Origin of the sequence: Pseudomonas sp. GV071 (assembly GCF_003050835.1) — a bacterium.
Classification (GTDB): domain Bacteria; phylum Pseudomonadota; class Gammaproteobacteria; order Pseudomonadales; family Pseudomonadaceae; genus Aquipseudomonas.
Genome location: NZ_QAOJ01000006.1, coordinates 112385 through 123095, shown reverse-complemented (window position 1 = coordinate 123095; position 10711 = coordinate 112385). Strand labels below are relative to the sequence as shown.

At 57.1% G+C, this 10711-nt stretch carries 11 protein-coding genes and 1 tRNA gene; 11 read left to right on the top strand and 1 reads right to left on the bottom strand.

All coding sequences use genetic code 11. From position 1 onward, the window contains the following. The first annotated feature begins 18 nt into the window (after positions 1-18). The 8 genes from C8K61_RS13115 (at position 19) to C8K61_RS13080 (ending at position 6396) form a co-directional block, all read left to right on the top strand. Entirely contained in the window at positions 19-1017 is a 999-nt protein-coding gene (locus C8K61_RS13115) for an alpha/beta fold hydrolase (RefSeq protein ID WP_108096698.1), read from the top strand. 101 nt (positions 1018-1118) lie between these two features. Next, complete coding sequence (gene rraA, locus C8K61_RS13110; RefSeq protein WP_108096697.1) at positions 1119-1607, top strand: ribonuclease E activity regulator RraA; 489 nt, start codon at positions 1119-1121, stop codon at positions 1605-1607. A 46-nt stretch (positions 1608-1653) separates the two neighbouring features. Then, positions 1654-2649, top strand: a complete 996-nt coding sequence (locus C8K61_RS13105; protein ID WP_108096696.1) for a zinc transporter ZntB — start codon at positions 1654-1656, stop codon at positions 2647-2649. A gap of 53 nt (positions 2650-2702) precedes the next feature. Then, positions 2703-2948, top strand: coding sequence for a CrfX protein (locus C8K61_RS13100; RefSeq protein WP_108096695.1), 246 nt, complete (start codon positions 2703-2705; stop codon positions 2946-2948). A 2-nt stretch (positions 2949-2950) separates the two neighbouring features. Beyond that, positions 2951-3775 carry a mechanosensitive ion channel domain-containing protein gene (locus tag C8K61_RS13095; protein ID WP_108096694.1) on the top strand — a complete coding sequence of 275 codons (825 nt, stop codon included), beginning with the start codon at positions 2951-2953 and terminating at the stop codon, positions 3773-3775. Positions 3776-3868: 93 nt separating this feature from the next. After that, the gene (sigX, locus tag C8K61_RS13090) at positions 3869-4459 is read left to right on the top strand and encodes an RNA polymerase sigma factor SigX (RefSeq protein WP_108096693.1); all 591 of its coding nucleotides are present in this window, start codon (positions 3869-3871) and stop codon (positions 4457-4459) included. A gap of 107 nt (positions 4460-4566) precedes the next feature. Next, positions 4567-5601 (top strand): OmpA family protein, encoded by a 1035-nt coding sequence (locus tag C8K61_RS13085; RefSeq protein WP_108096692.1) that lies wholly within the window; start codon positions 4567-4569, stop codon positions 5599-5601. Positions 5602-5679: 78 nt separating this feature from the next. After that, positions 5680-6396 carry a hypothetical protein gene (locus tag C8K61_RS13080; protein ID WP_108096691.1) on the top strand — a complete coding sequence of 239 codons (717 nt, stop codon included), beginning with the start codon at positions 5680-5682 and terminating at the stop codon, positions 6394-6396. A 59-nt stretch (positions 6397-6455) separates the two neighbouring features. Here C8K61_RS13080 and C8K61_RS13075 read toward each other — a convergent pair whose 3' ends face one another. Continuing rightward, entirely contained in the window at positions 6456-7739 is a 1284-nt protein-coding gene (locus tag C8K61_RS13075; protein WP_108096690.1) for an FAD-binding oxidoreductase, read from the bottom strand. A 183-nt stretch (positions 7740-7922) separates the two neighbouring features. Between C8K61_RS13075 and C8K61_RS13070 the strand changes: the two genes are divergently transcribed. The 3 genes from C8K61_RS13070 to infC all read left to right on the top strand — a co-directional run bounded on the left by C8K61_RS13070 (position 7923) and on the right by infC (position 10696). Further along, positions 7923-7999 (top strand) — tRNA-Val (locus C8K61_RS13070). A 223-nt stretch (positions 8000-8222) separates the two neighbouring features. Next, on the top strand, positions 8223-10145 hold the full coding sequence (thrS, locus tag C8K61_RS13065) for a threonine--tRNA ligase (RefSeq protein ID WP_108096689.1): 1923 nt from the start codon (positions 8223-8225) through the stop codon (positions 10143-10145). Further along, the gene (gene infC, locus C8K61_RS13060) at positions 10145-10696 is read left to right on the top strand and encodes a translation initiation factor IF-3 (RefSeq protein ID WP_178086454.1); all 552 of its coding nucleotides are present in this window, start codon (positions 10145-10147) and stop codon (positions 10694-10696) included. The genes thrS and infC overlap by 1 nt, the downstream gene beginning before the upstream one ends. Positions 10697-10711 lie beyond the last annotated feature (15 nt).

The following is a 10711-nucleotide window of genomic DNA, read 5'->3' as shown; positions in this document are numbered from 1 at the left end:
TTCTGTCAGTCGATCCGCATGCAAAGTAGCAGTGAACTGTTTCCCGTAGCCTTGATGAGCGCCGAGCTTCGTGGCGATCTCAGCGAGGACGTTTATCGTCTCAAACCTTCCAACAGCCCCGACTTCAGCGTGGAGTTGGCCCTTACCCGTCTGGGCATGGCCAACCACGGCGAAGACCGTGGCGTGCCGGTGATTCTGATCCCTGGCAGCTTTTCCAACCGACGCTTCTGGTACTCGCCCAAGTGCATTGGCCTGGGGCCGTACCTGGCACGCGCCGGTTTCGATGTGTGGATCGCCGAAATGCGCGGCCACGGCTTGTCGCCACGCAACCTTGAGTACCGTCACAACAAAGTCGCCGACTACGCCCGCTACGACTTGCCAGCCATTGCCGCCTTTGTGCGTGAGCAAAGCGGCCAGGCGCCGCACTGGATTGGCCATTCACTGGGCGGTATTACCCTGGCCGGTGCGCTGGGTGGACGTTACCTCAACGAAGACGACGTGGCGTCGGTAGCCCTGTTCGGCAGCCAGATCAGCCGCGTGTACTGGCCGTTGAAAGTGCCGCTAGTGGAGTGGAGCGCGCGTCTGATGCTCAAGGGCGTTTCGGTGATTTCCGGCTCTCGCCTCAAGCGCGGCCCGGAAGACGAGCCGATTGGTCTGATCCGCGAAAGCCTGCGATGGCACGGCCTGTTCGGTCGTTTTGGCGAGGGCAAGAAGAACGATTGGTGGAAAGGCCTGGCCGAGGTCAATGTGCCGGTGCTGGCTGTGGGGGCCGATGGCGACCTGCAGGACCCGGCCTGGGGTTGTCGCAAGTTGCTCGAACAGTTCGGTTCCGAGCGCCGGCGTTTTCTCTGTCTCGGCAAGAAGCAGGGCTTTAGCGATGATTTCGGTCATGTCGAAATGCTGGTCAGCAAGGCAGCGCAAGAGGAAGTCTGGCCGCTGGCTGAACATTGGCTGCGGCACCTGAGCCTGCCTGATGCGCTGGAACCCGCTGAACAGGACGTTTCATCACCGCAGTGACGCGGCTAAGATGGCGCCGTATTGAACTTTTCAGCCAGTAGAGCTTTGAACCAGTAGAGCTTTGAACGAGCGGTTTCCATAACCTATCAAGGAGTTTTCCCATGCAATACGTCACTCCCGATTTGTGCGACGCCTACCCGGAGCTGGTGCAGGTAGTCGAACCGATGTTCAGCAATTTCGGCGGCCGCGACTCCTTTGGTGGTGAAATCGTCACCATCAAGTGCTTCGAAGACAACTCGCTGGTCAAAGACCAGGTCGACCTGCCGGGCAAAGGCAAAGTCCTGGTGGTGGACGCCGGTGGCTCGCTGCGTCGCGCAGTGCTCGGCGACATGCTCGCGGAAAAAGCCGCGAAGAATGGCTGGGAAGGTTTGGTGATCTACGGGTGCATCCGTGACGTCGACGTCATCGCGCAAACCGAACTGGGCGTTCAGGCGCTGGCCAGCCACCCGATGAAGACCGAAAAGCGCGGCATTGGCGACCTCAATGTCGCCGTGACCTTCGGCGGCGTGACCTTCCGCCCGGGCGAGTTCGTGTATGCCGACAACAACGGCATCATCATCTCGCCGCAAGCGTTGAAGATGCCTGCGTAAGGCTAGAAACCCGGTGAAAACCGGGTTTTTTGTTAAGGGATAGGCAATGTACGAAGAAGACAATGCGCAATGGGGGCTGGTCCACGCTTTTGTGCTGGACGGCGAGGGTGGTGCTCGCTCGGTCACCCGCCAGCAAATTGATGGACTGGCGTTACAGGTGCAAGAAAGCCTGTGGTTGCACTGGGATCGCGGCCATCCGCAAACCCACGCCTGGCTACGCGACGGCAGTGGCTTGAACGAATTCAGTTGCGACTTGCTGCTGGAGGAGAACACCCGCCCGCGCCTGTTGCCGCTGCCCAATGACGAATTGCTGCTGTTCCTGCGTGGGGTCAATCTGAACCCCGGTGCCGAACCGGAAGACATGGTCTCGGTGCGCATTTTTGCCGCTGCCCAGCGGGTCATTTCGCTGCGCCTGCGCCCGTTGCATGCCACCGAAGACCTGATTGCCGAGTTGGAGGCGGGCAAGGGGCCGAAAACCGCCTCGGAGCTGATGCTGTACCTGGCGCAACACATGACCGGTAAGGTCGATGCGTTGGTGGCGGATCTGTCTGATCTGGTCGACAGCCAGGAAGAGCAGGCCGATGCCGATGAGCGCTTTACCCCTGAGCATGGACAGATGCTGCATATCCGCCGTCGAGCGGCCGGCTTGCGGCGCTTCCTTGCACCGCAGCGGGATATCTTTGCCCAACTCACGCGCAATAAATTGCCGTGGTTCGCCGATGACGACAGTGACTACTGGAACGAATTGAACAACCGCCTGACCCGCTATCTGGAGGAGCTTGAGCTGATCCGCGAGCGGGTAGGGCTGGTGCTGGAAACCGAAAGCCGGCGCATGAGTGAACGGATGAACCGGACGATGTACCGCTTCGGTATCGTCACCGGAATATTCCTGCCGATGAGCTTTCTCACTGGCCTGCTGGGCATCAACGTCGGCGGTATTCCGGGCTCTGAAAGCCCCTATGGGTTCCTGTTGGCGTGCGTGCTAATGGCGTCGGTTGCGCTGGGACAATGGTGGCTTTTTCGTCGATTGCGTTGGGTTTGATGTGACTTGGCGAAAATACGCCGCGTCTAGCCCTGAGAAATCCTGAGGTGCGCATGCACGATCCATTCGAACAATCCCTGCGAGATCTGCTCAAGTCATCGGCCACCAGCCATGACGACGACGCAACCCTGGGCCGTGTGTTGAAAACCGCCAACCGGCAAGTGGGCGCCGGCGACCTGTTCGGCTTGATGGGGCGTTGCCTCGAAGCCTTGATGATCGCCGTCAGCAAAGGCTCCGACCACATCGCGCCGGTATCCCGCCGCACTTCTTCCGCTCGTACGACCAATAAGGCTGACTGAACATGGAAATCGATCCCTGGACTCAAAACCTCAAAGAGGCAATGGGCGCGCTGTGGACCAAGGTCGCGGTGTTTATTCCTAACCTGTTCGTTGCCTTGGTGCTGGTGCTGCTGGGCTTCGTCGTCGCCAAACTACTCGACACCCTGCTGTCCAAGCTGCTCAGCAAGGTTGGCCTGGATCGCTTGATGGCAGGCACCGGCCTGACCAAGTTGATCGGTCGCGTCGGTATTCAAGTTCCGGTGTCGGCGCTGATCGGCAAGATCGTTTACTGGTTCGTATTGTTGGTGTTTCTGGTCTCGGCCGCCGAGTCGCTGGGTCTGCAGCGTGTGTCGGCGACCCTTGACGTGTTGGCCCTGTATCTGCCGAAAGTGTTCGGCGCGGCGCTGGTGCTGGTGATCGGCATCCTGCTGGCGCAACTGGTTAGTGGTTTGGTGCGCAGCGCAGCCGATGGCGTTGGCCTGGATTACGCCAATGGCCTGGCGCGTATTGCTCAGGGTCTGGTGATCATCCTCAGCATCTCGGTTGCTATCGGCCAGCTTGAAGTCAAAACCGACCTGCTCAACAACGTGATCGCCATTGTTCTGATCTCCGTGGGGCTGGCTGTGGCGCTGGCGCTGGGGCTGGGCAGTCGCGACATCGCTGCGCAGATCCTCGCCGGTATCTATGTGCGTGAGCTGTATGAAGTCGGGCAGCAGCTGAAAGTGGGCGATGTGGAAGGGCAGATCGAGGAGATCGGCACTGTGAAAACCACCCTGCTGACGGACGATGGCGAGCTGGTATCTCTGGCCAACCGCGAGATCCTCGAGCAACGGGTGAGCAGCCGCTAACACGCCAATCCCTGCTAATGTATGCCGCCATCCTGGACTGCCTGAGGTTCAGGGCTGTGGCGGCTATTCACCAGACTGCCGGCCCGACTCGTTTTGAATAAAGCTCAAACGCTATCTTCCCGCTATGACCCCCGCGAGCTCTCTGATGAGGAGCTGGTGGCGCGTGCGCATGTGGAGTTGTTCCACATTACGCGGGCATATGAAGAGCTAATGCGCCGTTACCAGCGCACGTTATTTAACGTATGTGCGCGATATCTCGGAAACGACCGGGACGCAGACGACGTCTGTCAAGAAGTAATGTTGAAAGTTTTATATGGCTTGAAGAATTTTGAAGGCAAGTCAAAGTTCAAGACTTGGCTGTACAGCATTACCTACAACGAGTGCATTACCCAGTACCGCAAAGAGCGCCGAAAAAGACGCTTGTTGGATGCGCTTAGTTTGGATCCGCTCGAAGAGGCGTCAGAGGAAAAGACGCCTGTAGCCCAGGAGCCTGGCGGCCTGGACCGCTGGTTGGTGCATGTGAACCCGATTGATCGGGAAATTCTGGTGCTACGTTTTGTCGCGGAACTGGAGTTCCAAGAGATCGCCGACATCATGCACATGGGCTTGAGCGCAACCAAGATGCGATATAAACGGGCACTCGACCGTTTGCGGGAAAAATTTTCGGGAATAGCCGAAACTTAGTTGGGTGAAATACCTCTAACCGACCAGGTGATTCCTGTTAGAATCGCCGCCTGAGTTGTCTTGCGTTTGTCAGACAACTTACTGACCACCAAGATAGGGATTTACGGATGAAATTTAAAAACACCTTAGGCGTTGTTATCGGCTCGCTGATCGCTGCTTCCTCTCTTCAGGCGTTGGCCCAAGGCCAAGGTGCAGTAGAAGTTGAAGGCTTCGCCAAGAAAGAAATGTTCGACAGCGCTCGTGACTTCAAAAACAACGGCAACCTGTTTGGCGGTTCCGTTGGTTACTTCCTGACCGACGACGTTGAACTGCGTCTGGGTTACGACGAAGTCCACAACGCTCGTAGCGAAGACGGCCGTAACATCAAAGGCTCGAACACCGCTCTGGACGCTCTCTATCACTTCAACGCTCCGGGCGACGTAGTACGTCCGTACGTTTCTGCTGGTTTCTCCGATCAGAGCATCGGCCAGAACGGCAATGGTGGTCGTAACGGCTCTACCTTCGCCAACGTTGGCGGCGGTGCCAAGGTTTACTTCACCGAGAACTTCTACGCCCGTGCTGGCGTTGAAGCTCAATACAATATCGACCAAGGCGACACCGAGTGGGCGCCAAGCGTCGGTATCGGCGTTAACTTCGGTGGCGGCAAGAAAGCTGCTGAGCCTGTAGCCGCTCCGGCTCCAGAAGTTTGCTCCGACAGCGACAACGACGGCGTTTGCGACAACGTCGACAAGTGCCCAGGCACCGCTGCCAACGTAACTGTTGACGCTGACGGCTGCCCAGCTGTAGCTGAAGTGGTTCGCGTTGAGCTGGACGTGAAATTCGACTTCGACAAATCGAAAGTCAAAGAAGAAAGCTACGGCGATATCAAAAACCTGGCTGACTTCATGAAGCAGTACCCAGCGACTTCCACCACTGTTGAAGGTCACACCGACTCCGTTGGTACTGACGCTTACAACCAGAAACTGTCCGAGCGTCGTGCTAACGCTGTTCGTGAAGTTCTGGTTAACCAGTACGGTGTAGGTGGCGAGCGTGTTAACGCTGTTGGCTACGGCGAGTCCAAGCCGGTTGCGGATAACGCTACCGAAGCTGGCCGCGCTGTAAACCGTCGCGTAGAAGCTGAAGTAGAAGCCCAAGCTAAGTAATTAGCGCGGCGTTTCAGAAGAGCCCGGCTTAGGCCGGGCTTTTCTTTGCCTGGAATAAAGTGCGGTGGCTGGAAGGCCATGTATGATTCAGGCCTTTCCTGGGCTATCCGAGAGCGTGCGCACGTGTCAGGTCTTCGTTCGTTAGTGTTGATTGGCGCTGTGATGATGGTCCTGGCGGGGTGCTCAAGCCAGGTTGCGCTTGCACCTGAGGTTCGGGCATTGCCTGAGCGGGTTGAGTTGAATTCGGTACCATTTTTTGCCGAGACCGCTTTTGAAGGTGCGCCCGGGGCGGTAGCGGTTATGTTGTCGCAACAGGACGTGGTAACCACGCCAGGTCTGGTGGCGAAGAAGATGCGCCTGCCGGGCCAAGAGTTGATGATGGAGAAGAGCCTGACCCGTTTGGTTAACGAACACGGTCTGCTGGTTTATCCGCTATCGCCGCGTTTGCGTGATGTGTTGGAGCAGGTCTCTGCGGGTTATCCGGTGTTGGTGCGGATTGACGATGGAAGTGTTATTTCTTCTCCTCATTACGCCGTGGTGGTCGGCTACGACCGGGTCAAGCAGCGTTTGCTGGTGCGTTCCGGGATGAGTCGTCGCCTGGTGATGAGTTTCAAGAATTTCCAATCGGCCTGGGATGAGGTCGGTAACTGGGCGGTGCTGGTTCAGGCGCCAGCGCAATTGCCAGCGAATGTCGAGCGTCAACGCTGGTTGAATGCCGCAGCGCAGCTTGAGCAGGCCGGGCAGAAGCTGGCTGCGCGTAATGCGTACGAGGCCGTTGATCATCGTACTAACTGAATAGCGGCCCGCAATAAAAAACGGCGCCCAACGGGCGCCGTTTTTTATTGCCGGGTTTCTTAGAAACCGAGCTTGTCGCGCAGGCTGTAGTACCAAGCGCCCATGGCGGTAAACGGTACGCGCATCAATTGGCCGCCTGGGAATGGGTAGTGGGGCAGGCCGGCAAACGCGTCGAAGCGTTCGGCTTGGCCGCGCAGGGATTCGGCGAGTATCTTGCCTGCCAGGTGGGTGTAAGTGACACCGTGACCGCTGCAGCCTTGAGAGTAATAAATGTTGTCGCCGAGGCGGCCCACTTGCGGAAGGCGCGACAGGGTGAGCAGGAAGTTGCCGGTCCAGGCGTAGTCGATCTTCACGTCTTTCAGCTGCGGGAAGGTCTTCACCAGCTTCGGACGGATGATGGCTTCGATGTTGGCCGGGTCACGTGCGCCGTAAACAACGCCACCACCGAAGATCAGGCGCTTGTCGCCGCTGAGGCGGTAGTAGTCGAGCAGGTAGTTGCAGTCCTCGACGCAGTAATCCTGCGGCAGCAGGCTCTTGGCGACATCGTCGCTCAGCGGTTCGGTGGTGATCACCTGGGTGCCGCACGGCATCGATTTGGCCGCCAACTCGGGAATCAGATTGCCTAGGTAGGCGTTGCCAGCGACGACCACGAACTTGGCTTTTACCCGACCTTGCGGCGTATGCACTACTGGGTTGGCGCCGCGCTCAATGCGCGTGGCTGGCGACTGTTCGTAAATAGTGCCACCTAGCGACTCAACGGCTGCGGCTTCACCCAGCGCGAGATTGAGTGGGTGGATGTGGCCGCCGCTCATATCGAGCATGCCGCCAATGTAGTTCTCAGTATTTACCACCTCGCGAATGCGGGTGCTGTCCAGCAGCTCAAGCTGGGTATGGCCGTAGCGCTCCCACAGCTTCTTTTGCGATTCCAGGTGGCCCATCTGCTTGTTGGTAATGGCGGCGAAAACACCGCCATCTTTCAGGTCGCACTGGATGTTGTAAGTTGCGATGCGCTCGCGAATGATGCGGCCGCCTTCAAAGGCCATCTGGCCGAGCAATTGGGCTTGCTTGGGGCCGACGCTGCGCTCGATCACGTCGATGTCGCGGCTATAGCTGTTGACGATCTGGCCGCCGTTGCGACCGGAAGCGCCGAAACCGACTTTCGCGGCTTCGAGAATGGTGACTTTAAAGCCGTTTTCCAGGAGGAAAAGGGCGGTGGAAAGCCCTGTGTAACCTGCACCCACCACACAGACATCGGTTTCTACGTCGCCGACCAATTCGGGTCTGGCGGGAACGGCATTGGCCGACGCGGCGTAGTAAGACTGCGGATAAGGAGTGTGTGCCATCTTGCAACCTCTGTTTTATATTTTTTACGAATCGGCCGATGCTACCTGAGTTAAAAATGCCCGGCTAGCCTCCGTGCAAAATATAAAACGCCACGCTGAACAGTAAAAAATACGTTTATTCAGGGGGTTAGCGAAAAAACTGTTGACTCTTCCGGTCGCCTCCGTAGAATGCGCCTCCATTGCAGGCACGTAGCTCAGTTGGTTAGAGCACCACCTTGACATGGTGGGGGTCGTTGGTTCGAGTCCAATCGTGCCTACCAAATTTAAAGGGTCACTTAGGTGACCCTTTTTTATTGGGCGCTTGTCAGCGCTACGGCTTTCTGAAAGCATCCCAAGTCCCAAATATCCCCAGTGACTGCGGTTCGGTTCAGGTTGGCCCTCGGGCTCCTGCCACTGTGAGGCGGGTACACCGCCGGATCGCGTACTGGCTAATCCCAACCCATGTGACCTTTGGTAGGGGTCACCACTAGGAGAGGAAGCGCCATGCCTGTTATTACTCTTCCCGACGGCAGTCAGCGTTCGTTCGATCACCCGGTTTCCGTAGCCGAGGTGGCTCAATCCATTGGTGCTGGTCTGGCCAAGGCCACCGTGGCCGGCAAGGTCAATGGCACGCTGGTTGATGCCTGCGACGTCATCAGTAGCGACGCTACCCTGCAGATTATTACGCCGAAGGACGAAGAGGGGCTGGAGATCATCCGTCACTCTTGCGCTCACTTGGTGGGCCATGCGGTCAAGCAGCTGTACCCGACTGCGCGCATGGTAATCGGCCCGGTTATCGACGAAGGCTTCTATTACGACATCGCCTATGAGCGCCCCTTCACGCTGGACGACCTGTCCGCGATCGAAGCGCGTATGCATCAGCTGATCGATACCGAATACGATGTGATCAAAAAGATGACGCCGCGTGCCGAAGTAATTGCTGAGTTTTCCGCGCGTGGCGAGGAGTACAAGCTGCGTCTGGTCGAGGACATGCCTGATACCCAGGAAATGGGCCTCTACTATCACCAGGAATACCTCGACATGTGCCGCGGTCCGCACGTGCCGAATACCCGCTTCCTCAAAGCCTTCAAACTGACCAAGCTGTCCGGCGCCTACTGGCGTGGCGATGCCAAGAACGAACAATTGCAGCGCGTATATGGCACAGCTTGGGCAGATAAAAAACAGCTGGCTGCCTATGTTCAGCGTATTGAAGAGGCCGAGAAGCGCGATCACCGTAAAATCGGCAAGCGCTTGAACCTGTTCCATACCCAGGAAGAAGCGCCGGGCATGGTGTTCTGGCATCCGAATGGCTGGACCTTGTATCAGGTGCTTGAGCAGTACATGCGCCAGGTTCAGCGCGAAAACGGCTACCTCGAAATCAAGACGCCGCAAGTGGTCGACCGTAGCCTGTGGGAGAAATCCGGGCACTGGGCCAACTACGCCGAAAACATGTTCACTACTCAGTCGGAAAACCGCGATTACGCAATTAAGCCAATGAACTGCCCCTGCCACGTGCAGGTGTTCAATCAGGGCTTGAAAAGCTACCGCGAGCTGCCGATGCGTCTGGCGGAGTTCGGTGCCTGTCACCGTAACGAGCCGTCGGGTGCGCTGCACGGCATCATGCGCGTGCGTGCGTTCACCCAGGATGACGCGCATATCTTCTGCACTGAAGAGCAAATGCAGGCCGAGTCCGCTGCTTTTATCAAGCTGACGTTGGATGTCTACGCTGACTTTGGTTTCACCGATATCCAGCTGAAACTGTCGACTCGCCCGGAAAAGCGCGTAGGTTCGGATGAGCTCTGGGATCGTGCAGAGGCTGCACTGGCCTCGGCGCTGGACAGTGCTGGTCTGCCATATGACCTGCAGCCGGGCGAGGGCGCGTTTTACGGTCCGAAGATCGAGTTCTCGCTGAAGGATTGCCTGGGTCGAGTGTGGCAGTGTGGTACCCTGCAGCTCGATTTCAACTTGCCAGTCCGTTTGGGCGCAGAGTTTGTCAGCGAAGACAACAGCCGCAAGCACCCCGTTATGTTGCACCGGGCTATCCTGGGCTCGTTCGAGCGCTTCATCGGCATGCTGATTGAGCACTACGAAGGTGCATTCCCAGCTTGGCTGGCGCCTACTCAAGCGGTGATCTTGAATATCACCGATAAACAGGCTGATTTTGCGCTTGAGGTTGAAAAAAGCCTCAATCAAAGCGGGTTCCGTGCCAAGTCTGACTTGAGAAACGAAAAAATCGGCTTTAAAATCCGTGAGCATACTTTGCTCAAGGTTCCGTATCTCTTGGTTATCGGAGATCGGGAAGTTGAAACGCAAACTGTCGCTGTGCGTACGCGAGAAGGTGCTGATCTTGGCTCCATGCCAGTCACCCAATTCGCAGAGTTCCTGACGCAAGCGGTTTCCCGGCGTGGTCGCCAAGATTCGGAGTAATTATTATTAAGCGTGAAATGAGACAAGATAAACGAGCTGCACCGAAAGCCCCGATCAACGAGAATATCTCGGCACGCGAGGTTCGGTTAATTGGCGCTGACGGCGAGCAAATTGGCATCGTCTCGATTGATGAAGCGCTTAGAATCGCTGAAGAATCCAAGCTGGACCTGGTAGAGATTTCCGCTGATGCGGTTCCACCGGTCTGCCGCGTAATGGATTACGGCAAGTCGATCTTCGAAAAGAAGAAGCAGATTGCCGCAGCGAAGAAGAACCAGAAACAGGTTCAGGTTAAAGAAATCAAGTTTCGTCCAGGGACGGAAGAAGGGGATTACCAGGTAAAACTACGCAACCTGGTACGTTTCCTTAGTGATGGGGACAGGGCCAAGGTTTCTTTGCGATTCCGCGGCCGTGAGATGGCGCATCAGGAGCTGGGCATGGAGTTGTTGAAGCGGGTTGAAGGTGACCTTGCTGAATACGGCACCGTTGAACAGCACCCGAAGATGGAAGGACGCCAACTTATCATGGTCATCGCCCCCAAAAAGAAGAAATAACCACCAGGGCACGGC

What these genes read in the sequence shown, in the direction of transcription:
- C8K61_RS13095 (WP_108096694.1), top strand. Translation starts at nt 2,951, where the DNA reads ATGGAAATCGATCCCTGGACTCAAAACCTCAAAGAGGCAATGGGCGCG.
- C8K61_RS13100 (WP_108096695.1), top strand. Translation starts at nt 2,703, where the DNA reads ATGCACGATCCATTCGAACAATCCCTGCGAGATCTGCTCAAGTCATCG.
- C8K61_RS13105 (WP_108096696.1), top strand. Translation starts at nt 1,654, where the DNA reads ATGTACGAAGAAGACAATGCGCAATGGGGGCTGGTCCACGCTTTTGTG.
- rraA (WP_108096697.1), top strand. Translation starts at nt 1,119, where the DNA reads ATGCAATACGTCACTCCCGATTTGTGCGACGCCTACCCGGAGCTGGTG.
- thrS (WP_108096689.1), top strand. Translation starts at nt 8,223, where the DNA reads ATGCCTGTTATTACTCTTCCCGACGGCAGTCAGCGTTCGTTCGATCAC.
- C8K61_RS13080 (WP_108096691.1), top strand. Translation starts at nt 5,680, where the DNA reads ATGTATGATTCAGGCCTTTCCTGGGCTATCCGAGAGCGTGCGCACGTG.
- C8K61_RS13085 (WP_108096692.1), top strand. Translation starts at nt 4,567, where the DNA reads ATGAAATTTAAAAACACCTTAGGCGTTGTTATCGGCTCGCTGATCGCT.
- C8K61_RS13115 (WP_108096698.1), top strand. Translation starts at nt 19, where the DNA reads ATGCAAAGTAGCAGTGAACTGTTTCCCGTAGCCTTGATGAGCGCCGAG.
- C8K61_RS13075 (WP_108096690.1), bottom strand. Translation starts at nt 7,739, where the DNA reads ATGGCACACACTCCTTATCCGCAGTCTTACTACGCCGCGTCGGCCAAT.